This window comes from Nostoc mirabile CHAB5784 (assembly GCF_020829645.1).
Classification (GTDB): domain Bacteria; phylum Cyanobacteriota; class Cyanobacteriia; order Cyanobacteriales; family Nostocaceae; genus Nostoc; species Nostoc mirabile.
In genome coordinates, this window is sequence record NZ_JAIVFS010000112.1 from 1 (window position 1) to 22,289 (window position 22,289).

Consider the following 22,289-nt stretch of genomic DNA (forward strand, 5'->3'; position numbering starts at 1 on the left):
CTTTGTGCAGACATTTGTCTTGCATATTTATTGGGGGAGAGAGGGGTTGCCGTCGGCAACCCCTCTCTCCTATGAAAATGATTATCATTTTTATTGGCTGTATATTTTATTCTCTGGAAGTCCCTAACTCCCTTAATTGTTGACGATTTTGTGGAGACTTCCAAGACAACAATTGTTTATCTGGTGTGTACCAAACAGTCAAAAGTATAGTTTGACCCAGGGAACTACCCATTTCACTCGGCATTAAACACCCAGAAGGGTTGATAAGTTCTAAAAAGTTTAACTCTACAGGGTTTGTCTTTTTGTGGTTTTCCTCTTCGGGACGACGTAGGTTTAAAGCAAGCACATAACTATCGTGAATGCGGAGGGGAGTGGCAAATCCAGCTATAGGTAATGATGTACCATTTTGATAAACTATACTCTCAAATTGAAGAGATACATCATCCAGAGTTTTATCTTTCAGCAGGTCAACTCGATATCCTTCATGTTCTTCTATTTCCAGTGGTTTGGTGACACCAAATTTTTGAGAGAGAAGGTAATTGCATTTGTCCCAGAGTAAGTTAGGTTGATTGCTGTCTTTCAGATGAAAGGCAAATAAATGGATATTAGGAGCATAAATTTTGGCGGACATTAATGTAAGCAGGGCTTGATAGCTATTGTTTATTTTGACTCTGGTTTTGTTGTTCGAGTTTTTCTTTTACCTGCTGGCTCAATTCTTGGAAGAAGTTAGTAGTCCGCTTTGAATCATTAGGTTCGGAGGGTTTGACCTTTTTTACTTCTGCGCGATCGCTCGCCAAGTTTCTCAGTGCATCGCGGATGGGTCGTCGTGCTTTACACCATTCCCTGAGAATCTGGTCAGCGTTTTCTGGGGAGTTCTTTTCCAATGGTGCTAAGGTTTGCAGCATATCTTGGAGGTCAGCAGAAGAAAATAGTTCGGGTTTAGTTTCAAGGAGAGCAGGAAGATTTTGAAGCAAAGGATCTGAGGTCATAGGATTTTCAAGTGAATATTTTGGATTAAAAATTTACTGGTGATGTCTCTGTTTTAGTAAAATTATAGAGTGACAATAGGCATCTGCTAATAGTAGGAAGGAGTTTTGGGGAAAATTTAAGTTGAAGAAACCGTGACAAGAAAAGTGGAGATAATTCGCTTGTTTTAATTGTATTGCAGCTTGAGATAAGGCAGCTTTTGTGGCTTGTTCTTTGAGTAATACTTGATGTCTGGGAAAGTAAGATAATATGCTTTCTACTTCCAAATCAGTAAAAAAGAGGTCTTCTGTGGGGTTTTGAATCGCAAACAGGGATTGAAAATTAGGGCGTTGTCGCTTTTGTACCTGTTGCAGCAGTTGACAACTGGGGGCGTAGCTTATGCCGTTGGGAAAAATCTCGCATAAGAAATCGCCGTTAGCCAAAGGAAGTGCGTGAAGAGGAAATTGATGTAGAAGAGTATGGGGAATGAGAACAAGGTGCGAACAACTCTGTGGTACTAACTTGAGAATGTCTTCCAAATGCAAAATTGCAGCGAGGTGACTCAGGCGAGAGGCAAGACTATTTTTCCACTCAGTTTTTTCTGGCTGATAGTAAGCGTTGAAATACCCGTAAAACCAATCTACCAAAGCTTTTTTCTCATCAGCTTGGTTAGATATGTTCAAGCGCTGGAGACTATCACGGGTGATAATGAATGTCTCAATGCCTGCATTGGTGATGTACCACTCGATAACGGCAGTTTGCTTATCTAAAGTTGCTTGGAATTGGTCAAACTTGAAGCCATAACCAATGGGGAGGTAGCTGTCTTGTAATTCTTTGCGTTTCTCTCGTAACTGCTGGAGATGTTGCGCTAGGGCTGTTGGGTTTTCGGCTTTGTGATTTTGGAGTTGATTCTGACCGCTAGCAATTTCGTCTCGAAGTTGTTTTAGTTCAGTGACAACTTCTGGAGGAAAAATAGTATTTAGGTCGCGCTCAAGGATAAGTTCCACTAAGTTACGGGTTTTGCTACGCTCAATATATTCAATTGCTTTCGTAGGTTTTTTCAACTCCAGACAAACTTCTACCATGCTGCGGTAAAAACGGTTCCATTTTTCCGCTTGCTTGTGTTTGCTTTCATCGTTAGAAACAATTTCCCCCCGCAATAACTCCGCTGTTTCAATAGCAGATTTAAAAGTTGTGTAAGCATCGCTAAAGCGTTGTGCGTTTTGGTAAGTAGTACCCAGGCTACATAATGTCTCAGCATAGTCTTCCGGGAAGGCGTCTTTGGTTCTTACCGACAAAGCAGCAGAGTAGGATGCGATCGCGTCTTCTAAATTCTGTGCTTTCTTCCCCAATATTCTGTTTCTATCAAGGTAAGCATTGCCCAGATTATGTTGCGTGTCTGCCCAATCTTGTGGCAGGGCGTCTTTGGTTCTTACCGACAAAGCAGCAGAGTAGTATTGGATCGCCATTTCTAAATTCTGTGCTTTGTCCCCCAATTTTCTGTCAGAGTAAGCAATCCCCAGATTATTTTGCGTCGTCGCCCAATCTTGCGGGAAGGCGTCGCGGGTTAATACGGACAAAGCAGCAGAGTAGTATTGGATCGCCATTTCTAAATTCTGTGCTTTGTTTCCCAATATTCTGTTGGAGTAAGCATTCCCCAGATTACTTTGCGTCTGAGCCTGATCTTGCAGGAAGGCGTCTTTAGTGTAAACGGACAAAGCAGCGGTGTAAGATGCGATCGCCAATTCTATATTTTGTGCTTTCTTCCCCAATATTCTGTAAAAGTAAGCAATCCCCAGATTATTTTGCGTTATCGCCCAATTTTGCGGGAAGGCGTCGCGGGTTAATACGGACAAAGCAGCAGAGTAGGATGCGATTGCGTCTTCTAAATTCTGTGCTTTGTCACCCAATATTCTGTCACGGTAAGCATTGCCCAAATGATTTTGCGTGTCTGCCCATTGCTGCGAGAAGGCGTCGCGGGTTAATACGGACAAAGCAGCAGAGTAGGATGCGATTGCGTCTTCTAAATTCTGTGCTTTCTTCTCCAATATTCTATAAAAGTAAGCATTGCCCAGATTAAATTGCGTGTCTGCCCAATCTTGTGGGAAGGCGTCCTTGGTGTAAACTGACAAAGCATTTATAAACGATTTGATCGCCAATTCTACATTTTGTGCCTTCTCACCTTTGATTCTTTTACCGTAAGCAATCCCCAGATTATTTTGCGTGTCTGCCCATTGTTGCGGGAAGGTGTCCTTGGTGTAAACTGACAAAGCAGCAGAGTAGAATGCGATCGCCAATTCTATATTTTCTGCTTTCTTGCCTTCGATTCTTTTACCATAAGCAATCCCCAGATTATATTGCGTGTTTGCCCATTGTTCCGCGAAGGCGTCCTTGGTGTAAATTGACAAAGCAGCAGAGTAGAATGTGATCGCCAATTCTATATTTTCTGCTTTCTCGCCTTTGATTCTGTTACCGTAAGCATTCCCCAGATTAAATTGCACCATCGCCCAATCTTCCGGGAAGGTGTCCTTAGTTCTAACTTCTAAAGCTTTCGTGAAAGATGTGATCGCCAATTCTATATTTTGTCCTTTCTCGTCTTTGATTCTGTCGCAGTAAACAGCCCCCAGACTATTTTGCACCGTCGCCCAATATTGGGGGAAGGCGTCCTTGGTGTAAACTGACAAAGCATTTGTATAAGATGCGATCGCCAATTTTATATTTTGTGCTTCCTCGCCTTCGATTCTTTCACAGTAGGCTTTCCCCAGATTACATTGCGTCTGAGCCCAATCTTGGGGAAAGGCGTCCTTGGTGTAAACTGATAAAGCATTTGTATAAGATGCGATCGCCAATTCTAAATTCTGTGCCTTCTCCCCCAATATTCTGTACAAGTAAGCACTCCCCAAATTCTTTTGCACCTCTGCCCAATCTTGCGGCAAGGCGTCTTTGGTTCTTACCGACAAAGCAGCAGAGTAGTATTGGATCGCCAATTCTAAATTGTGTGCTTTCTCTCCCAATATTCTGTTAGCGTAAGCAGTCCCCAGATTATTTTGCGTCGTCGCCCAATGTTGCGGCAAGGCATCGCGGGTGAACACGGTGAACACAAGTTCATAACCAGCAATCGCAATTTCCACCATGTTGCTGGAGATTGCCGAAGATTTTTAACTCTTAATCCCAGAGGAAACAATTATGAAACTTTACGCAAAGACCATTCCACAAACTTTACCCGATTAGCACTAAAGGTAGAAAAGCAAGTGCATTGTGTCGGAATCTTGGAATAGAAATAGAACGCATTCATGATCCACGATTTGGAAAAGTTGGTTTGTATCCAGAGAGTGTTTTGATTGAGGTTTTCTCTACTGGTCAAAACTAACAGCAATTCCTTCAGTTACACGTTCTTTACTTGTAAAAAACTACCATGCAACAACTCAATTTATTTGCTGAATCAGCACCAGTTCTGCCAGTCACCTACTATCCTGATTTCTTAAGTCTTGAACAAGCCAATGAACTTTACCAGCACTGTTTGAAACTGGAGTGGCAACAGAATCAAATCAGAATTGCGGGTAAAACAATGCCCGTTCCCCGCCTGGAGTGCATTTACGGGGACTACAGATGTGATTATCTTTACTCCAACAGCGTATTTTTGAAACCCCTGACCGAATAATTCGTAATTCGTAATTCGTAATTAATAATTAATTCATTAAGGGTACAAGCCCCTTAATTTATTAATGAAAAAAAGAAATTTATTCATTATTCAAGCCCCCACCTTTAGGTGTGGGGTAATAATTACGAATTACGAATTATCAATTACGAATTATTTTGACTTGGACAGATGCTCTGTCTAAGTTACGAGATAGGATCACCGCATTAACTGGCTACAAGTTCCGCATCGTTATCGGAAATCAGTACCGCAGTGGACAGGACAGCATCGGTTGGCACGCAGATAATGAACCATCGATGGGATTCAACCCTGCGATCGCATCGGTAAGCCTGGGGTCATGTCGCAAGTTTCAAATTAAACCCATCGGCGGCAGACCAACAGACTTTTGGCTGGAACACGGGAGCCTGCTTGTAATGCACCCAGGCTGCCAATCTACACATCTGCATCAGGTTCCTAAAACCAACAAAGTGGTTAGCACACGTATTAATCTCACATTCCGACCACACACCGGAGGGAGTAGATAAACACAACTCTATGACACCAAGTCAAATCATGATTAAAACCCTTGGTGACAAAACAATGCTTTTCTTTACAAAGCTTAAAACCTATCTCAAACAACCTAGCAGCAATACCTTTAAGCTTCAAACCCAAAATCAAGAGGAGATTTCATAGTGATTGGATTCCTTAACTGCCCAAAATCGGTTATTCTGACTGCTTGACTAGTACAAATGTACCAGTAGACGCTTGCTCTCACTTTTCCAGCTTTCATACTCATAACACACCCTTGTTGATTGCTGATATTCATTTAACGCTTCTTTAACCCGTGTCTGCGTAACCAACATCCATTAGCGGTATGCCCATATACCGCTAACTTATCCATGCGTTTATTTTTGGAGGAAATATGAACATAATTGATACACATCAAAATCCAAATAATCAATTAGCTCCTAACCATTGGCATGAATGGGTAGTCAATTCCGCCGTTGACCCCAAACTCACTGCCCTGAATGTCCGTTCTCTTAGTGGTTCGCAAGTATACGAGTACCTTTTATACGCTCTGCCCCAAACTGCCAGACGTAACGATGGGCGACTGCGCGATGGGTACTTGAGAAGATATGCCCACGCAGAGGAGGGTGCATGGTGGGTTAGCGGACTCGACCCCCGAAACGACTGGCAACCTCAGGACTGGGGACGGATGAAACCTGATTGCCCCCGCTTAGAATCGGATAAGACAACTCAAGAACAAACTCAAAAACCAGTCAAGTACGAATCGCCACCCAAAACTCCCAATCGAGTTACTTATTTGAGAGTCCCGCTACACATCTGGCGGTTGATAGCCCTGCGCTATGACGTGCCAATGCCAGAATATATTACCGTTACTGAAGAAGGTGAAGCACTGGGTTTCTGGGCTTGGGTAATGGCTCACCCCGAAATCCCTGTATGCCTTACGGAGGGCGAGAAGAAAGCTGCTTGTCTCCTAACTTTGGGGTATGTAGCGATCGCACTCCCTGGAATCTGGAACGGTCGAGTGGGCAAGGAAGACTTGGAATACCTGCACCCTGATTTAGTCCCAATGGCTCAAAAAGGGCGCAAATTCATTATCCTCTTCGACTACGAAAGCAAACCCAAAACCAAACAGCAGGTTTTTGCTGCTACTCGCCGCACCTGTCAAGTAATTCTCCAACTTGCCTGTCAGTATCTCGCCCATCTGCTCAAATCCAAAACCTGTGCATATCACCGGGGGGCTATTCTGGAAGTGCTGGAGTATCTGGTTTACAATGCAAAGTTGGTAGTATTGGCAGATGCTCACCTTGATGATTTGACCATTGAATTTTTCCTCAGAATGCGTCCGGCTGGGGAAAAACCTTACATTATCAAAAACGAATATCGCTCAGGTGGTCGTCAAGTTCACTGGTATGAAGGTAAAAACAGCAGCGCAATAGTTGCAGATTTTCATGCTCAACTTATGTCCGGTAAAAAACTGATGATGGTCAGCGACAGCAAGCGGTTCATCAAAAAGTTGGAACGAGCGCTGAATGATGGGACATTGATAGATGATAGCGACGAAACACCGGAATCAGCCGAAGACCGTCAGCTACGGGTGTGGGCTATTCACTCGGAAAATAGCCGATCTGAAGAGAATGTGATTTTCATCAGGGAGATTATAGCGGTGTGCAGTTGAGTGAGATACAAAAACTTTGCTGAAATGATTTTACAGTAGGGACTTTAGTGTTCTCATTAAATCGATAACCGCTATAACGTTGCCATTACGCACTAGTCTGAGTTAGCAGTAAAGTAAATTTGCTTCCAAGGACTATCAAATGTGGTACTAGCTAACCTTTAAGGTAATCTGACTGCGAAATTTATTAATACTGACTACGAATATAATAGTAGCGAAGCACAATAATGCGATCGCATTTGGCCAAAGTACTTGCAGACCAATACCCTTGAGCAAAATACCACGTACAATCAAGATATAGTGACGTAGTGGATTTAGCAAAGATAAGTACTGAAACAGCAACGGCATACTTTCAATAGGTGTGATTGTACCGGAGAGGAGGATCAACGGCACATTAATCGAGAACGATACGAGTTGAGTCTGTTGCTGGTTGCTGAAAATCGTCCCTTTGACCGAATAATTCGTAATTCGTAATTCGTAATTAATAATTAATTCATTAAGGGTACAAGCCCCTTAATTTATTAATGAAAAAAATAAATTTATTCATTATTCAAGCCCCCACCTTTAGGTGTGGGGTAATAATTACGAATTACGAATTATCAATTACGAATTATTTTGACATCCTCCCCGGCGTAAACGCACGGGGATTCCAAGAATCACTTCTTAGATTTTTCTGCTTCATAGCAACTGCCATCAGACTCATGCCTATCCGGTCTTACGTTCGCTCCACAGACTTTCACCGCAAGTCCTACGGCGAGTATGTTTTTGGCTGCGTTCACATCCCGGTCATGGTGAGCGCTGCATTCAGGGCAGTCCCATTCCCGAATATTAAGAGGCAGCTTTTCAACGATGTGCCCACACTCAGCGCACCGCTTAGAACTCGGAAACCATCGGTCAGTCTTGACAAAAGTACGACCATACCAGTTGCACTTATATTCAAGTTGTCTGACCAATTCCGACCAACTAGCGTCACTAATAGAGAGGGCAAGGTTCCTATTTTTGACCATATTCTTCACAGCCAAATCCTCAACGGCGATAGACGGATCTCGGCAGTTATCTGGCTGCTATTTGGTTGTAAACCAACACTTTTGAGAAAGAAGTCAGCCGTTGCGCGAATAGTATTTTCAATCACACGTGCGTTATTGACATCTGTGCCATCGATCAGGGCTTGAAACGTGCCGATCTTGCCAGATTTGAGGCGGCGGGAAAAACCAGGTGGAATCACCAAGGCTGCTTTAGCGATGCCACGGTCGATCGCTTGCGTGGGATCGAAAATGCGAGAGTCTAATGTTGCGGAGACTGTCCACTGCCCACTATCTAAGGGCGTAGCTTTGAACTGGTTGGTAGCAAACAAACGTTCGATGTAGGTGCGGCTAAGTGGACTTTGATCCAAGTCTTGAACAATTAGGGGAATCGCTTTTAGCTCGAGTCTGATGGCAAAGCCGTATAGCAGTAAGGTAATCAAGGGCAGCAGAAAAACTAGGGCCACAGTCAGACGCTCTCGCTGAAGTTGTGCTAACTCTTTGATGCATTGAGTCCATATTTTTTTCATCTTTCACTTTGTTGAGCGTGTTGCACAATACCAATAAAAGAATCCTCCAGAGAAAAGGGAATCGGTCGTAGAGAATGAAGATTAATCCCATTCATTTGTAAAATTGAACGGATACGGGGAATATCAAAGTCAGGACGATCGCTAACAAGGTGCAAGCGATCGCCAAAAATCGACATTCGCCAAGGTGCTAACTGAGTTTTCAGTAAATTAGCGGCATCTTGGGTTTTATCGGTAACTATCTCTAGCAGCTGACCAGATTGAGAAGCTTTAATTTCACTCGGCGAACCTTGGGCTACTACCTCACCCGCCACCATAAATCCCATACGGTTGCATTGTTCTGCTTCTTCTAAATAATGAGTAGTCACCAACACTGCTGTACCTGACCTGGCAAATTCATTAATCAACCGCCAGAATTGACGACGTGCTAAGGGATCTACTCCTGATGTGGGTTCATCTAGAAACAAAATTTCTGGTTCGTGCATCACTGCCGCCCCAAAAGCTACTCGTTGCTTCCATCCTCCTGGCAGTTGGCCTGTAAGCATGTTTGCTTTCCCGACTAAGCCACAAGTTGCCAGTACCCAGTCAATCTTGTTGCGGCGTAACCGAGTCGGCACACTGTAAACCCCACAGTAAAATTCTAGATTCTGGATAATAGTCAAATCATCATAGAGCGTAAATTTTTGGCTCATGTAACCAATACGTTGCCGCACGGCATCACTACGCAGATTTTGAGTTTGTCCTGCTAAAGAAATTTTTCCGGATGTTGGTTGTAGCAAACCGCAGAGAATCTTAATTGTAGTTGTCTTTCCTGCACCATTTGCTCCTAGTAAGCCGTAAATTTCGCCATAATGCACTTCTATATCTACACCTTTAACCGCCTGAAAGTCGTCAAAGACCTTTCTCAATTTGTTTGCAGCAATAGCGATAGGTGAAAGATTGGGTATTTTCCGGTCATCAGTTATTTTTTTTGTCCGAGGAAAAGAAATAAATTCCGGGTCTTTACCAGCTACACGCAGGTGGGTAACGAAAACGTTTTCTAAAGTGGTATCAACAGTTTGTATGCTGTCAAGTTGTAGCTGTTGCTGACTAAAAATTGTCTGAACTGCTGTTGAAGCGATCGCAGCATTTTTAACTAGCACATCCAACCGATCTCCAAAGGTTTGCACATCAACAATAGATGTTTGTTTGTTGTTTATCGCCTCGTGCAGTACTTGCTCAGCTGCTTCTATATTATTAGTCCGCACTTTTAAACGTTGTAAACCTAAACTTTCACGCAACTGGGAAAGGGTGCCAATTTGCTGAATCTCACCTTCATACATTAAAGCAACGCGATCTCGCCTTGGGGTATAAAAGCACGCAGGTAAACTGTATTAGGATTGATCGCGGTTAGCAGGGTTTTACCAGCAGTTACAACTGCTCCTGGTTCAACATTCCGGCTGATAACTATCCCTTCAATGGGACTGGTGACATTCAGATCGGCAATTTTGGCTTTAGTCTCCTGTTGAGCAGCTACAGCATTAGCTACATCAGCTTGGGCTGTAGCTAATTTTAAGCGTGTCTGTACCAATTGCGTGCGTAACCCCGCTAGTTGTGCGTTGCGTATAGAGGGATTTAATCCTGTGCTTTGGGCTTGGGTCAATTGACCTTCGGCAGAATTGACTAATTTTCCAAAGGTTGCCACCGCTGCTTGATGTAATTTGAGGTTGGCAAGAGCAGTTTCAAAGCTTGTTTGGGCTTGGTCAAATTGTTGCATGGCGATCACTCCTGCTGCTACCAATTTAGCGTAGCGATCGCGATTCATCTGTGCTAATTTCAACTCTGATTTGGCTTGTTGCAATTGAGCGATCGCTTGATTTAACTGCGCTTGAGCTGAGGCAACTGACGACTCTGCCTGGAAAATCCTACCTTTGGCGTCTTTCTGTGCTTGTTGCAAGGAAAGTTGAGTCTCCAAAATCTGACTTTGGAGGAAATTAATTTGCAACTTTGCTTGTTCTTGTTGTATGTGCGTGGCATCTAAACGGGCGATCGCACCTTTTAGTTGCGCTTGAATTTCTGCATCATCCAACTTGACAATGATTTGACCTTGGTGAACTGGATCTCCTTCTCGCACTGCTACAAACTCGATGCGTCCCGCTACTTTCGCCCCTATATCAGTTTCATAACCTTCTATACGACCGCTTACCCTTAGTACATTTGTTTGCGGGTGGGATGCCAACAAATACCAAGTTGATACAGCTACCCCCGTTAGTAATAAACTTAATGAAATTAGCAACCACCAAGAAAGTTTACGCTTGCCTTGCTCAGATATCTTTGTATCAAATGTTTCCGAATCTTCAAACAGTGACTTAGCACTAACTAAGGAGGTAAAATTTGCTTTTTTGTTATTCGTTGATTTGGGAATCATTAGTGAATATACCGCTTCGACCCAATCGCATCCATTGCAGCAGCACTTTGCTTGGACATGGTTGTGGTAAAGTCAACTTTGAAATCGGTAAATAGCCAAACATCCAGATTAAAACCGGGAAAACCGTGTATGCATAGTGTATTCGTAGGCGAGCCATCCCCTGAAACAACTTGGGGATACCCCGTTGGGAAGATATAAACAGAGCGCCATCAATAGATTGGCGAACTGGACTCTGCCCTAATAACTGGCCTCCTACACTGTGCGCGATCGCTCCCAAGAAATGCGCTCCGGTTCTGCGTTTGACTTCAAAGATGGCAGCCGGAATGTCAAGATTGACCCAATCGTCAAGAGTCACAAAGGAGTCCAGTTGCTCATCTTTTGATGCGCCTATCCCTCGATAATCAAAAGTCATAACCCCCCATCCCTGTTGAGCCAGGTAAGCAGCGAACCATTGGAGGTACGCCTGCGGAGCAGCAAATGCTGGAATAAAGACTAAACTGCGTTCAAAAGCATTTGCTCCCTGCCACCACCTAGCGGACAACTTGCGCCCATCTGCTGCGGTAATTGCAATTTTCTCTGAGGGAAATCTTTGGTTAAACATCACTGTTTGCTTCATAATAATTGGTATTAAGTTCGCTTAATTACTTATAATTCAAAATTCTCCGCGTCCCCGCGTCTTTGCGTCAGCCCTAATTATAAGTATTCATCCGAACATGATATGACTTGGTTCATATCAAAGATTTGTATGCTGCATATACCAGAACAACTGCTCCGACTAAAGAACCGATTGCACCAATGGTATTGCCTACAAACACAACTTTATTGGCAGATGTACCAGACCAAGATAAGCCTCGTTCACACAATATAGGCTCAAGTAACAAGCCAAATACAAAACCGTATGCTGATGAGATAAATGCAATAGCAATTATCCACTTAATTACTCCTGGCACTTGCAGAGATGAAAGAACTCCTACTAGAGCAAAATTTGTAGTTCCCCCAAGTGCTAAAGAACCATGAGCTAACTTCCAAGCCCTGATTGTTTCGTCACTTTTTTTATGCACAATTGCGTGTCCATAGGGAATACCACATAGTAAAGCTATAAGAAATGGCGAGCCAAAATAACGCAAAAGCAAAATTGATCCAACAAAAAATCCGGATAGTTGAGTACTCAAGAGGCAACTTATATACACACGGCCAAGGGCCACCTAAAGCTTGATTCAGAGTGATTTTGATGTAGGTAGAGTTAGCTACTATCCGAGTGAAAAGTAGCCTCTGCCACCATGTCTTCAGGTTACTTACTAGCTGAATATCAGGATCGGAAGGCTGGTTGGTAAATCGATGATGATCCCAATGTCGAATTGCAAGCCCCATCTCTATATAAGTTAATATCGAAGAGGTCAAGAAAAGTCCTATGAGTAGGCCTAGTATCTTATTGCGACAAAGTGACATGTGTATGCCTTCATGACCTACAATACCTAGAATCTGTAATCCAAACCCAGCAATAATTGTTAGCGGCACTATTAGGATGATTTTAAGTATTAAAGAGTCAAATGAAGTCGAAATCAGACGACAAAGCACTGCTGGAACTAAGAACAGGGTTATGGCATAAGCTATTAATCCTGTAGCTCCTAGTATTGATGGCTCGTAAAATTCTACGGGCATTGGAGGTCTTTGATCTATGTTATTTAGTGTCATTGCTTCAAAGATATTTGTGGACTTTATGTTAATAAACTTCAAATCCGATATTCTGCACCCACAACTGTCACAATCGGTTTTTTCGCATTTTTATGCAGATTAATGTTGTATTTAATACGAAAAACCTCAAAAGCTGAAAATTTTTAGTGTGACACTTGAGGGTGCAGAGTGTCGGTTAGACGACTGATGAACTTAACGCTGGAATTGTTGATTCACTATTGACTATGTTGGCAATTACTTGATTAATATTGCCTCTTGGGTATTGTAAAATTTGTTGAGTTGGTGAAGGATCAAAGTACAATTTTTCAACACAAGAGCGACTCCACTTGTGAGGTTCTAATCCTGACTCATATCCGAGCAATCGGAGACACCATGCGATGCTAGTACCGCTTGCGTGCACAAGTCCTTTGGGAATAGTATGAACTTTTGTCTGGCGGCCAGCGGCACGGGCAAAACGTTCCAGGAGTTCAGCCCAGGTGATATTTTCATCCCCGATGAGATAGCGATCGCCATGTTTACCTTTCTCAAGTGCGGTGGCGATCGCATGTCCTAGCGATGATGCTGCCACAAAATTTGTACCACCAGGCGGTGCAAACAGCGGAGCCGGAGAACGCACCCACTTCACATAAGTGCCTGGAAGACTTAAATGTCCAGCAAAACCGAGACCAATTGCCCAGGATGGTTGGATCATAGATAAAGTCAGTTTTCCACTGCAAGCATGAAGGGCCGCTTCTTCTGACTCTGCACGGCTGCGGACATAGGGATGATCGACAATCAGTCCTGGATCAACTACCTGGTAGTAAGATGTTACAAACACACCCCGCTGTATGCCAGCTTTCTCAGCTTTCTGAAACAAGCGTGCAGTTGCTTCAACATTAGTATGATAGAAATAGTCCCATGCACTTCCACGGATAAGCTTTCGATAGTCAGTTCCTGCTACGAAGATGATTCCTTCAATACCTTCAAAAGCAGGGCTGATATCATCCTGTAGGTAGTCACCTTGAACAAAGGTTGTTTTATTAGCAATACCTTAGCCAATTTACGAGGGTTCAATGCCTGTAGAAACGGGATGAATACGTCCTAAAGAAGTAAGCTTGGCAAAAATCTGGGTTAATCAATACCTTAGCCAAAATAAGAGGATGAGGAGAGAGGGCCGATGTAGTAGAGTTATTGTCTCTCACAACGACAACTCAAAAACCACAATCAGCCCATGTCCGATATCTTATCACTGCTACAATGCTTGCTACCGCAGATAAATTACCCTTCAATAACTTAAAAGCTACTTGCATTCTAACTCTAGCAAGCTCAACACTTTTTCTTGCAAAGCTGTCAAATAAGCGCGGTTCAGCTTCCCCAGCATTTCCAAAAACTTCTGCACCGATTCCTCCAACGCACTGGAATATATTCGACTGATGCGATCGCAAATTACCTGCATCTGCTGACATTCCGACTCCAAGTAGTTCAATGACTTGAGGTGGTCGATTCTCACAGTGTACTCCCCATCCCACATTGTGACTGTGCAACTGAATTCGCCCACATGGTTAACGATGCCCCAATTCCCGCCTTTTCCTCGTAAATCAGGATTATCCTTGGCAATAAGGAGGCAGACTTCCCCTATATGGTAAGGATTTGGGACTTTGGTGCGTTCCATTATTGTTTGCACCACGTCTTTGACGATTCTACCAGTCGGCACTTTACCACCAGCAAGTTCTACTGCCGTTAACCACACTTCTTGCTGTTCCTGGGGTTCAAGCTTTGTCATGGGTCGAACTTGCCCCTCTGCTGTCGGCAAAATGTCCACAATTTGTGGACATTTTTGCAGGTTGTCCACAACAATTGCCGCATCGACTAGCTGGTAAGAACGGGAACGATTGTAGCCAAATCTATCCAAACAGTACTCATCAAAGGTTGAATGCGTGGAGCGGTACAATCTGCGATCGCGTAATTCTATTAAAGCTTTGCCTGCTTCAAAAAACGCCCGCTCCACTTTCCTCTCCAAGTGCAAGCGATCGCTTTGCTCCTCCTGGGTCAATTCTGTTACTTCAACAGCACTAACTGTAATTGTTGCTGTAGCTGGGTTTTCTTCAATGTCTTGGTTATCTGGTGGTGTGTCCTCACTGGATGAAGCAGAGGTGGCTTTGTTGCGCTTACGGGGTGGTTTATTCATTACTCCACCTCTTTTTGGTTTAGTCGCATTTGCTTAGAGCCGATTGCAAATAGGTTTTGAGTGTGGGACTTAACTGCGATTGCGCCAAGCGCAGTGCCTTTAGTAATAACTCGTCAACAGAAACCGAAGAAAGAGTAGGAGGAATGACACTGGCAGGATTAATCATCAAAACGCACTCCAAAATCCACGCCTAAAACTTCTTCAATTTTGCGAAGAGTTGGTTCTGGTAAAACATCATTTTCTTCACGTTCAATTCGATACCAATTAGCACGAGTCATATCGGCCGCTTTTGCCAATTCTTCTACCGATCGTGGATCTCGCTCTCTGGCTTCTTTAATTCTTGCTCCGATGCCAGGGGCATCAACCCGTATAACCCGTTCTATTTGCACATCTATAGACATGAACAATCCTCTCTATTCAATCATTTCGTAGATTCTATGTAAATTGTAGAGTTACACTTGACAAAATGTCTAGTGAGAGGATACAATAAAAATATAAAGAAAGCGCCCGGACTGCGAATCTAGAGCGCTTTCTGTCCCAACAGGAACTTATTAATCATGACATACCAAATCTACAGCCATCAACAGCTGCAACTGAAATCCATTGCCCGTCTAAAGCAAATCTACAGCGAAATCGCCTGTACAGTTGAAGTAAGGGACAAACGCTGCAAGGATTCTTGGGTTAGTGCGATCGCTAATTACCAAGCCAGCAAGATTCAGAAAGTCACCACTGCGGCCCCCGACAATCAAGCCCTTGCTCAAGCCGAACTCGACAGCTACATCGCTGACCAAGCCCAAGTTGTAGCTCCCGAACCCCTCAGAATAGTCGAAATCTCGTTTGGCGATCACGAATATTATGCTGGTGATGAACTGATAGCCAGCATCAGCCATGATGACAACCACTTAACCCAACGTTGGGTAGTCATGGTCAACAACAAAGAAGTATTTCGTGCCAATACCGTAATGCGCTGTCATCGCTTCATCTGCACTCACTACAAAGATGGCACACTGCCAGTGCAGGAACAACTTGCAACACCATGCACCACTGGTAACGAAGTCATGGCGCAGATTTTCAACGAATGCGAAAAGTTTGGGTTTGAAATCCTGGACGATGGAATTTACACTGGCAATCGCAAATTAGGCGAAGTCGGACAGACTGACGGCGACTGGTGGTTCACACGCGCCGCAGACGCAACCCAGCAGCACATCCCCTGTGATTCGGCAATGGATGCAGTCTGGCGGCTGTCGATGGTGGACGTGTCTACTGATGCTAAATCCATTTTTGATGAATATTTTTTAGATCAACCGCTAGAACAGCTAACTGGCGATAAATTGCAACGGCTGCTGGAGAAAGCAGAGTTAGTCACGGCGTAAAGAGTAGGCTTCGCCTGGAAAAAGGTTAAAGGGGAAAGGTTAAAGGTAAATTTCTTCATTCCCTTCCCCTTTCCCCTTTCCCCCTTACCCTCATTAATCCCTTCACTCACCAATCAATATGCAACCCACAATATCAATCCCCAAACACTGGGGCTACCCTCGCTTCGCTTTGGATCAACGTACTAAAGAGGGCATAATTCTGGGGCTTCATTACTACCCGAATGGTACAGAACTGGCTGAACAATTCGGTGGTGGCTGGCGTTATGCTCTGATGCCTAATAAAAACTCTGATGAATTGTTCCACTTTCAGGAGTCTCAAATCCAACCACTTACACCTGAAGAATTATTCTTACAGATACGCGCAGAGATTGAGTTTTATCAACAGCAAACAGCAATTCTGCAACAACACTTATTTGCCATCACTGGAGGTAGCATCAATGGCTAATTCTACAGACAACTTTGATCGTAGAGCCAACCATCTGCTGCGTTTACTTCAACTTTGTGGTGGTTGTGTTCCTCTGCACTCTCTCCAATGCCAAGTTTCAAATTCAGTTATTCAAACACTGCTGGATAGAGAACTGGTGCAAGTACAGAACACGGGACGCGGCTTTTTGTTGGAGATTGCCAGTCCACACATCTGCACCAAGTTCCCAAGACCAACAAAGTCGTTAGTACACGTATTAATCTCACGTTTCGACCACACGTAGGCGGGAGATGAGAAGGGTAAGGGGGAAAGGGCAAAGGAATTGTTCTCACTCCTTTAACCCAACCCCAAAAACCTTTTCCCAGAGCAATGCTGGCTTAATGACGACTTCATAGCCAGCAAAAGTATTGCAGAAAGTTGAATCGGCGGCATGGGTGTAATGCCGCATCCTGCACCATGCGTCAAAAAATAGAGGAAATACATCATGCTTCGTATAAATGAAACCGATTCTCAAGCTAAACATCTACAAGAATGGCAGGGCAGTGGAGTTGACGAAGAAATCTTTCACCTGAATGTGAAATCGCTGTCTGGGACTTTACCCTACGAATATCTGCTCTACAGTCCCAAAATCTCCCGCCGCAACGATGGACGACTGCGCGATCGGGATTTAAAGAAATACCAGCACATTGAACTAGGCGGCTGGTGGTGTTCTGGCGTTGACCCCCTCAACAACTACGTCCTGATGATGTGGGGCTGTTTTAAACCCGACCAACCTCGAAGAGATCGCCAGAAGATCCACAAGTTCATCAAGTACGAACACCCATACAGAGAAGAGACACGCGCTTTTTTCCTCTTAGTACCGAATCGCATCTGGGTGAAAGTCTCCCTACGTTGCGGCATTCCGATCACAGAATTTAACCTACAGCACCCTGGCGGATTTTGGCATTGGGTTTGGAGGCATAATGTTCCAGTCACAATTGTCGAAGGTGTCAAAAAAGCAGGGGCATTACTGACTGCTGGTTATGCTGCGATCGCAATTCCGGGAGTAAACGCTGGATACCGCACGCCTACTAATGAGTACGGTAACGCCATCGGTAAACCATTTCTGATTCCCGACTTGAAACATTTTGCAACACAGGGGAGACTTGTTAACATCTGCTTTGACCAGGACAATAAACCTGAGACAGTCCAGCGAGTCAGAACCGCCATCAGTCGCATGGGACGGCTGCTTGTAAATGAGGGCTGTTCTCTGCGAGTGATTGATTTACCGTTAGGAGCAGAGAAAGGGGTCGATGATTTTATCGTTGCTAAAGGGCAGCCGGCATTTGACGCGCTCTACAACACTGCCGTTGTACTAGAGTTGTGGGAGATTAAGCTTTTCACACTGCTGACTTACCCGCCGTCAATCGCACTCAACCAAAGATTCCTCGGACAACTTCTCGTCCCCGAAGATGAAAAACTCATCATTCTCAAAGCTCCCAAAGGCACTGGTAAAACCGAATGGCTGGCAACTGAGGTGGCGAAAGCACATGACCTTGGACAGAGGGTATTAATTATCACTCATCGCATTCAACTGGGTGAAGCGTTGTGTAATCGGTTTGGTGTTAACTATGTTACCGAAGTCCACACGAATGAAACAGGCACATTATTAGGATATGGGGTGTGTGTTGATTCACTGCATCAAGAAAGTCAGGCGCGATTCAACCCTAATGACTGGTCAAATGATGTAATTATTATTGATGAATGTGACCAAGTATTCTGGCATTTGCTTAACTCTGGTACTGAAGTGCAGAAGCGTCGGGTATCTGTTCTCAAAAACCTCAAACAACTGGTACAGAATGTTTTAGGCAGCAGTCAGGGAAAGATTTACCTATCTAGTGCCGATGTTTCTGACGTAACCCCTGAGTTAGTCGAGAAAGATAACGACGGCTGGTATCCTCAACTGCGGATGCACTATTATTTGACGCTGGGGCGGGAATTTCTGACCAACCGTGATACCAAACGAGCAAAAGCGCAGTTAGAGGCGGGAGAGAATTCGATTTGGAAACCAGATTTTAACAAGGGGCAGTTATTGCCTGCTGTACTGTTACTCGAAAATCTGAATCTGTTGCAGTTTCTTACACCAGACGTTCAGCTACGTGGGACTGACGAGAAGATGGTGGAGTTTAAAGCACTGGCTGTAACGCATCGGCACGTTATCAAGAATTACTTGAATGTTTCCATTTCTGAAAAACACACACCGATTGCGATCGCACAGAAGTTACTTGCCAAGATTGATTTGAAGTTGGATTATGTTGGTCGGTTGGGTAAGCGTGAAAATCGGGAGTGCGTTTACCAGTTTGTTGCCCCTGATGATGAGCGTGATTCGATTTTTGGGCAGTGGTTCAATCGGGATGAAGCATTAAATCGTGAGTTGGTGTCAGGCAGCAATAATATAGAATTCCCAACACAAGTGACTGGCACAATATCACATGACATTCCCCAAACATTAAATCAGATTGAAAGTCCTACTACCCACGGGTGGAAAGGGCTGAAGCTGAAAATGCGCCTTGGACTGGACAGCGCTGGTCAGTTCTATCAACAGCTAGTCTCCACAATCAGCTCGGCTGTTGGCGTTGCTGATGGTGAGCCTTACTGGAATGCATACATGAGGCAGTGGCAGGTCTGGGTTAACTTTAGGAGCGGCTGTACGTCTGTGGTGTGCGATTGGTTGGTGGGGGTGTAGTAGACTAAAAGGCAATGAGACATCTGATTAGCGAGGTCGATTTTCTCGCCCGTGATAGATGCGTAAGATTACAACATCATCCTCAAGAATAACGTAGTGAATTATAAAGTCGTATTTTCCAAAAAAAACTACAAGTTTTCGTAATCCTGCTATCTCATCGACAATCGCACCTCGACGGGGATTTTCTTGTAGACTCTCACCCGAAGAGACAATTGCTTGTACTGCCCGTGCTGCGGCATCAGCATTATTAAGTTTGATAAAATCGTAATGACGATTTAAGTCATCAATCGCCGTTTGTGTCCAAACTATCTGGGACATGGACGTTCTTCATCGGTTCCTAAAAAATCTGCCCATTCACGCACACGCTCATGTGCTACTCCTGTACCTGTTCTACGGTATGCTTCCAGAGCTTTACGGCTTTGCTCAACCATTTGGGCTTGGGTCAGTGGCTGGAAATTTAATGTTGTATCTATTTCACCGTAATCATAGATTTCTTCTATACTTTGAGTAGATTCATGACTGAGTAACTGCTCAAAATCTTCTAAGTCTCCATCAGTTACAGTCAACCATGTTTTGAGCAGACTTTTTACCTGCTCCCCTGGCAATGCCTCAAGATGCTCTAAAATTTGCTGTTTAATATTGTTGGCTGTCATATAGTATTTGATTTTTGTCGCAAAACATTATAATTCAACGTAATACCTGCATATCTAATTCTAACTAAGCCTATACTAAACCATGTCTATAACTTAGCCAGCGCTCAAAATGTCAATTCTGATTTGGTGTCAGACACTAATATATAGAGTTACGAAGCACAAATAACTGACACAACCTCCCAAAGATTAAATCAGGTTGAAAGTCCTGCTACTCTTAGTTTGCAGGGGCTGAAGCTGAAAATGCAGCTTGGGCTGGGCAGCGCTGGTCGGTTCTATACTGAGCTAGTCTCCCAAGTTGGTGAGGCTGTTGGTATTGTTGATGGGGAGCCTTACTGGAATGGGTATTTGGGGCAATGGCAGGTTTGGGTTAACTTTGGGAGCGGTTGTACATCTGTGGTATGTAATTGGCTGGCGGTGGTGTAGGTCAGAGTAGTACACTGTTCCATCAAAACCGTTACTGTGAGTCGGTTATTTTGCACTTTCCCAGTTTGGAGCAAATAATCTCTATTGCCTTGCCCTTGAAAAAACAATTGTGTTCGTTATCTTCTAAGTCGCTTAAAGTAACGGGAGCAAGATTTGTTTTAGCCCAAGATTGAACCTGAACCAACTTCCCACTCATGTTTGAGCAATTCCTGGTAAGTCTTTTCCCTTATCATCATCTGCTTATACAATATCTGCAAAAACTCTTGAGCTTGTTCACGGGACATCTGCTGCACTTGATCAGAAAAAGTTCTAAGGCTAAATTCTTGTTCTAAAGATAATTCAATGGGTTGATTCATCGCTTTTATTACCTACTCTTTTATTTGAGTTTGCTTATGTAAGCAAATATTGTTTTATATAAATAAATGTTACAATAACTTTACAAAAATCAAAGGTGTGTAAACCGTACCGACGTAAGTTAGAAATGCCGTATCTGCTGCTGAAAACTTTGATATCACTCCATTGTGGCAACCCAAGTAAAAACCTAAGTTCTCAATTTTCCTAGTTTGAGGTTTTTAAAAGCATTTTTAGCCTCTGCTTGCGGCTGGCGATCGCTCAAAAGAAGAGATGGGCAATACAATTATTCCTTTGGGTAAGGGTGAAAAGCGTATATCCCTGGTATTTGTAGATGAAAGGGTGCGGGGTTGCAGGTTTGGGTGTGGGCAATTAGGAATGTCTTAAACTGCTTGACGTACTCGTATTTAATTGTCTGAAACACACTCAGTCTACAGCTACTCCCAACAAGATAGCCCTGACAAGGTTTCACATGAGTCTTCGTGCCATTCCCCCATGATTCAGTAATACCAATTCTTCAAAATTAGGCAACAGATGCAATTTATGAAAATGCTACTAATTTAAATTTCTTAATTGCGAATTCCAAATTTGTATAAGTCATATTTATATAATTCTTGAGAAAGTTTCCTCAACTCTAGGGGATTGCTACTATTACATCACAGTAGAAATAATTTACCAAGTCATAGCGAATGAGGTTGCGGTTTTGAAATCCCAATTAACTAATCATCGGGTCGATTTACAAGATTGCACTATTTTTTATCAGCAAAGTAGGTTGGAGTTGAGTTCAATCCCTATCCTATTTCTACACGGCTGGGGAATCTCTACTGAGCCTTATCAAGAAGTGCTGAAACTACTAGCACAGCACCATACCATAATTGCTCCTGACTTACCCAGTTTTAGGAGATCAACTTACTCTGGGCTACTTCCCGATTACCTTAGCTATAGCAAATGTCTCCTTTCGTTTTTGGAAGTTTTGGATTTACAACAATTTCATATAGTAGGACACTCATTTGGCGGTGGTATTGCTATTACTTTATCTACACTTGTTCCACAAAAAGTCAGAAGTGTAATTCTGATAGATAGTACTGGAATTCCTACGCCATCTATACCGGAGATGATCCCGCGAAGGGCAATCGAAATGACCGCTCAACTGTTTCTCCCAAGACGCAGATTGAAATTAGTTGATATTCCTTTAGTTTTCTCCTATAACTTGTTGTTCAACACAGTAAATGTCATTCAAGGATTGCTAATTTCTTTATATGAAGATATCAGCCATCTATTACCAGAAATACAAGCTCCCTGTTTATTATTATGGTCAGAAAAAGACCTAACTACACCATTAAGGAACGCTCAAGAAATGGCGGCAATTATTCCAGACTCTAAATTAATTACTGTAGAAGAAGGTTTCCACGAATGGGGACTCTGGTATCCTGAGAAATTTACATCACTCATACTGAATTTTATTTCTCAACTTGAGCAATATTGATACAGCTTAAACCGGGACAAAGTACAAGCTCCGTCTCAGTTGTTCCCCCTGCCCCCTTGCCTCCTTTGACCAAAATTTATGGCTTTTGGCAGGCAAAAAGGGAAACGTGCAACATATAGCACTCCAAACTCGACGACAAACTCAAAAAACACCTGAATGGAAAGCTACTTACAACCAACGCGCAGGCATTGAATCAACGCATTCACAAGGTATACGGCGCTCGGCACTACGTC

24 protein-coding genes and 2 pseudogenes are annotated in these 22,289 nt (G+C 43.5%); 9 read left to right on the forward strand and 17 right to left on the reverse strand.

From position 1 onward, the window contains the following. Nucleotides 1–106: 106 nt before the first annotated feature. From LC653_RS37395 to LC653_RS37405, 3 genes are read right to left on the reverse strand one after another with little or no spacing between them, the layout of a single operon-like run. On the reverse strand, nucleotides 107–631 hold the full coding sequence (locus LC653_RS37395) for a hypothetical protein (protein ID WP_229500269.1): 525 nt from the start codon (nucleotides 629–631) through the stop codon (nucleotides 107–109). Between the two features lie 22 nt (nucleotides 632–653). Next, nucleotides 654–989, reverse strand: a complete 336-nt coding sequence (locus tag LC653_RS37400; RefSeq protein WP_229500270.1) for a hypothetical protein — start codon at nucleotides 987–989, stop codon at nucleotides 654–656. Between the two features lie 33 nt (nucleotides 990–1,022). Further along, entirely contained in the window at nucleotides 1,023–4,100 is a 3,078-nt protein-coding gene (locus LC653_RS37405) for a CHAT domain-containing protein (RefSeq protein WP_229500271.1), read from the reverse strand. Nucleotides 4,101–4,381: 281 nt separating this feature from the next. Here LC653_RS37405 and LC653_RS37410 point away from each other — a divergent pair, with 281 nt between their 5' ends. From LC653_RS37410 to LC653_RS37420, 3 genes and pseudogenes are all read left to right on the forward strand, one after another. Further along, nucleotides 4,382–4,627, forward strand: a complete 246-nt coding sequence (locus tag LC653_RS37410; protein ID WP_229500273.1) for an alpha-ketoglutarate-dependent dioxygenase AlkB family protein — start codon at nucleotides 4,382–4,384, stop codon at nucleotides 4,625–4,627. 155 nt (nucleotides 4,628–4,782) lie between these two features. Next, complete coding sequence (locus LC653_RS37415; RefSeq protein ID WP_229500275.1) at nucleotides 4,783–5,148, forward strand: alpha-ketoglutarate-dependent dioxygenase AlkB family protein; 366 nt, start codon at nucleotides 4,783–4,785, stop codon at nucleotides 5,146–5,148. Nucleotides 5,149–5,525: 377 nt separating this feature from the next. Next, a pseudogene (locus LC653_RS37420) lies at nucleotides 5,526–6,485 on the forward strand (DUF3854 domain-containing protein); the annotation flags it as partial. A gap of 468 nt (nucleotides 6,486–6,953) precedes the next feature. On the opposite strand, the gene LC653_RS37425 reads toward LC653_RS37420, so the two are convergent. From LC653_RS37425 to LC653_RS37475, 11 genes and pseudogenes are all read right to left on the reverse strand, one after another. Further along, nucleotides 6,954–7,292, reverse strand: a complete 339-nt coding sequence (locus tag LC653_RS37425) for an ABC transporter permease (protein WP_308189208.1) — start codon at nucleotides 7,290–7,292, stop codon at nucleotides 6,954–6,956. Between the two features lie 167 nt (nucleotides 7,293–7,459). Beyond that, nucleotides 7,460–7,810 carry an RNA-guided endonuclease TnpB family protein gene (locus LC653_RS37430; RefSeq protein ID WP_229500280.1) on the reverse strand — a complete coding sequence of 117 codons (351 nt, stop codon included), beginning with the start codon at nucleotides 7,808–7,810 and terminating at the stop codon, nucleotides 7,460–7,462. A gap of 5 nt (nucleotides 7,811–7,815) precedes the next feature. Then, the gene (locus LC653_RS37435) at nucleotides 7,816–8,355 is read right to left on the reverse strand and encodes an ABC transporter permease (protein ID WP_229500282.1); all 540 of its coding nucleotides are present in this window, start codon (nucleotides 8,353–8,355) and stop codon (nucleotides 7,816–7,818) included. Continuing rightward, nucleotides 8,352–9,695 (reverse strand): annotated as a pseudogene (locus LC653_RS37440) (ATP-binding cassette domain-containing protein); the annotation flags it as partial. The pseudogene LC653_RS37440 and the gene LC653_RS37435, both read right to left, overlap by 4 nt. Then, a complete protein-coding gene (locus LC653_RS37445) occupies nucleotides 9,674–10,759 on the reverse strand; it encodes an HlyD family secretion protein (protein WP_229500284.1) in 1,086 nt (361 codons plus the stop codon). The gene LC653_RS37445 and the pseudogene LC653_RS37440, both read right to left, overlap by 22 nt. Then, nucleotides 10,737–11,360, reverse strand: a complete 624-nt coding sequence (locus LC653_RS37450) for a serine aminopeptidase domain-containing protein (RefSeq protein WP_229500285.1) — start codon at nucleotides 11,358–11,360, stop codon at nucleotides 10,737–10,739. The genes LC653_RS37445 and LC653_RS37450 overlap by 23 nt, the downstream gene beginning before the upstream one ends. Nucleotides 11,361–11,487: 127 nt before the next feature. Then, the gene (locus tag LC653_RS37455) at nucleotides 11,488–11,820 is read right to left on the reverse strand and encodes a styrene oxide isomerase (protein WP_229500287.1); all 333 of its coding nucleotides are present in this window, start codon (nucleotides 11,818–11,820) and stop codon (nucleotides 11,488–11,490) included. After that, a complete protein-coding gene (locus LC653_RS37460; protein ID WP_229500289.1) occupies nucleotides 11,813–12,454 on the reverse strand; it encodes a fatty acid desaturase in 642 nt (213 codons plus the stop codon). The genes LC653_RS37455 and LC653_RS37460 overlap by 8 nt, the downstream gene beginning before the upstream one ends. Nucleotides 12,455–12,629: 175 nt before the next feature. Further along, a complete protein-coding gene (locus tag LC653_RS37465) occupies nucleotides 12,630–13,310 on the reverse strand; it encodes a Rossmann-fold NAD(P)-binding domain-containing protein (RefSeq protein WP_229500290.1) in 681 nt (226 codons plus the stop codon). A 423-nt stretch (nucleotides 13,311–13,733) separates the two neighbouring features. Then, on the reverse strand, nucleotides 13,734–14,621 hold the full coding sequence (locus LC653_RS37470; RefSeq protein ID WP_229500292.1) for a hypothetical protein: 888 nt from the start codon (nucleotides 14,619–14,621) through the stop codon (nucleotides 13,734–13,736). A 158-nt stretch (nucleotides 14,622–14,779) separates the two neighbouring features. Next, nucleotides 14,780–15,022 (reverse strand): helix-turn-helix domain-containing protein, encoded by a 243-nt coding sequence (locus LC653_RS37475; protein ID WP_179070305.1) that lies wholly within the window; start codon nucleotides 15,020–15,022, stop codon nucleotides 14,780–14,782. 156 nt (nucleotides 15,023–15,178) lie between these two features. Between LC653_RS37475 and LC653_RS37480 the strand changes: the two genes are divergently transcribed. From LC653_RS37480 to LC653_RS37495, 4 genes are all read left to right on the forward strand, one after another. Beyond that, nucleotides 15,179–15,994, forward strand: a complete 816-nt coding sequence (locus LC653_RS37480; protein ID WP_229500294.1) for a hypothetical protein — start codon at nucleotides 15,179–15,181, stop codon at nucleotides 15,992–15,994. Nucleotides 15,995–16,112: 118 nt separating this feature from the next. Then, nucleotides 16,113–16,439: a hypothetical protein gene (locus LC653_RS37485; RefSeq protein ID WP_229500296.1), complete on the forward strand. Its 327-nt coding sequence runs from the start codon at nucleotides 16,113–16,115 to the stop codon at nucleotides 16,437–16,439. After that, complete coding sequence (locus tag LC653_RS37490) at nucleotides 16,432–16,701, forward strand: hypothetical protein (RefSeq protein WP_229500298.1); 270 nt, start codon at nucleotides 16,432–16,434, stop codon at nucleotides 16,699–16,701. Before LC653_RS37485 ends, LC653_RS37490 begins: the two co-directional genes overlap by 8 nt. 201 nt (nucleotides 16,702–16,902) lie before the next feature. Beyond that, nucleotides 16,903–19,143, forward strand: a complete 2,241-nt coding sequence (locus tag LC653_RS37495; RefSeq protein WP_229500300.1) for a DUF3854 domain-containing protein — start codon at nucleotides 16,903–16,905, stop codon at nucleotides 19,141–19,143. 27 nt (nucleotides 19,144–19,170) lie between these two features. On the opposite strand, the gene LC653_RS37500 is transcribed toward LC653_RS37495, so the two are convergent. After that, entirely contained in the window at nucleotides 19,171–19,461 is a 291-nt protein-coding gene (locus tag LC653_RS37500; protein ID WP_229500301.1) for a type II toxin-antitoxin system RelE/ParE family toxin, read from the reverse strand. After that, entirely contained in the window at nucleotides 19,449–19,796 is a 348-nt protein-coding gene (locus LC653_RS37505; RefSeq protein ID WP_229500303.1) for a hypothetical protein, read from the reverse strand. The genes LC653_RS37500 and LC653_RS37505 overlap by 13 nt, the downstream gene beginning before the upstream one ends. Nucleotides 19,797–20,036: 240 nt before the next feature. On the opposite strand from LC653_RS37505, the gene LC653_RS37510 reads away from it, so the two are divergent. Then, nucleotides 20,037–20,219, forward strand: a complete 183-nt coding sequence (locus LC653_RS37510) for a hypothetical protein (RefSeq protein WP_229500304.1) — start codon at nucleotides 20,037–20,039, stop codon at nucleotides 20,217–20,219. Between the two features lie 158 nt (nucleotides 20,220–20,377). On the opposite strand, the gene LC653_RS37515 is transcribed toward LC653_RS37510, so the two are convergent. Next, on the reverse strand, nucleotides 20,378–20,575 hold the full coding sequence (locus LC653_RS37515) for an NblA/ycf18 family protein (RefSeq protein ID WP_229500306.1): 198 nt from the start codon (nucleotides 20,573–20,575) through the stop codon (nucleotides 20,378–20,380). A 698-nt stretch (nucleotides 20,576–21,273) separates the two neighbouring features. Here LC653_RS37515 and LC653_RS37520 point away from each other — a divergent pair. Continuing rightward, the gene (locus LC653_RS37520) at nucleotides 21,274–22,056 is read left to right on the forward strand and encodes an alpha/beta fold hydrolase (RefSeq protein ID WP_229500308.1); all 783 of its coding nucleotides are present in this window, start codon (nucleotides 21,274–21,276) and stop codon (nucleotides 22,054–22,056) included. The last annotated feature ends 233 nt before the right edge of the window (nucleotides 22,057–22,289 follow it).

What these genes read in the sequence shown, in the direction of transcription:
- LC653_RS37395 (WP_229500269.1), bottom strand. Translation starts at nt 631, where the DNA reads ATGTCCGCCAAAATTTATGCTCCTAATATCCATTTATTTGCCTTTCAT.
- LC653_RS37400 (WP_229500270.1), bottom strand. Translation starts at nt 989, where the DNA reads ATGACCTCAGATCCTTTGCTTCAAAATCTTCCTGCTCTCCTTGAAACT.
- LC653_RS37405 (WP_229500271.1), bottom strand. Translation starts at nt 4,100, where the DNA reads ATGGTGGAAATTGCGATTGCTGGTTATGAACTTGTGTTCACCGTGTTC.
- LC653_RS37410 (WP_229500273.1), top strand. Translation starts at nt 4,382, where the DNA reads ATGCAACAACTCAATTTATTTGCTGAATCAGCACCAGTTCTGCCAGTC.
- LC653_RS37430 (WP_229500280.1), bottom strand. Translation starts at nt 7,810, where the DNA reads ATGGTCAAAAATAGGAACCTTGCCCTCTCTATTAGTGACGCTAGTTGG.
- LC653_RS37435 (WP_229500282.1), bottom strand. Translation starts at nt 8,355, where the DNA reads ATGAAAAAAATATGGACTCAATGCATCAAAGAGTTAGCACAACTTCAG.
- LC653_RS37445 (WP_229500284.1), bottom strand. Translation starts at nt 10,759, where the DNA reads ATGATTCCCAAATCAACGAATAACAAAAAAGCAAATTTTACCTCCTTA.
- LC653_RS37450 (WP_229500285.1), bottom strand. Translation starts at nt 11,360, where the DNA reads ATGTTTAACCAAAGATTTCCCTCAGAGAAAATTGCAATTACCGCAGCA.
- LC653_RS37460 (WP_229500289.1), bottom strand. Translation starts at nt 12,454, where the DNA reads ATGACACTAAATAACATAGATCAAAGACCTCCAATGCCCGTAGAATTT.
- LC653_RS37470 (WP_229500292.1), bottom strand. Translation starts at nt 14,621, where the DNA reads ATGAATAAACCACCCCGTAAGCGCAACAAAGCCACCTCTGCTTCATCC.
- LC653_RS37475 (WP_179070305.1), bottom strand. Translation starts at nt 15,022, where the DNA reads ATGTCTATAGATGTGCAAATAGAACGGGTTATACGGGTTGATGCCCCT.
- LC653_RS37480 (WP_229500294.1), top strand. Translation starts at nt 15,179, where the DNA reads ATGACATACCAAATCTACAGCCATCAACAGCTGCAACTGAAATCCATT.
- LC653_RS37485 (WP_229500296.1), top strand. Translation starts at nt 16,113, where the DNA reads ATGCAACCCACAATATCAATCCCCAAACACTGGGGCTACCCTCGCTTC.
- LC653_RS37490 (WP_229500298.1), top strand. Translation starts at nt 16,432, where the DNA reads ATGGCTAATTCTACAGACAACTTTGATCGTAGAGCCAACCATCTGCTG.
- LC653_RS37495 (WP_229500300.1), top strand. Translation starts at nt 16,903, where the DNA reads ATGCTTCGTATAAATGAAACCGATTCTCAAGCTAAACATCTACAAGAA.
- LC653_RS37500 (WP_229500301.1), bottom strand. Translation starts at nt 19,461, where the DNA reads ATGTCCCAGATAGTTTGGACACAAACGGCGATTGATGACTTAAATCGT.
- LC653_RS37505 (WP_229500303.1), bottom strand. Translation starts at nt 19,796, where the DNA reads ATGACAGCCAACAATATTAAACAGCAAATTTTAGAGCATCTTGAGGCA.
- LC653_RS37510 (WP_229500304.1), top strand. Translation starts at nt 20,037, where the DNA reads ATGCAGCTTGGGCTGGGCAGCGCTGGTCGGTTCTATACTGAGCTAGTC.
- LC653_RS37515 (WP_229500306.1), bottom strand. Translation starts at nt 20,575, where the DNA reads ATGAATCAACCCATTGAATTATCTTTAGAACAAGAATTTAGCCTTAGA.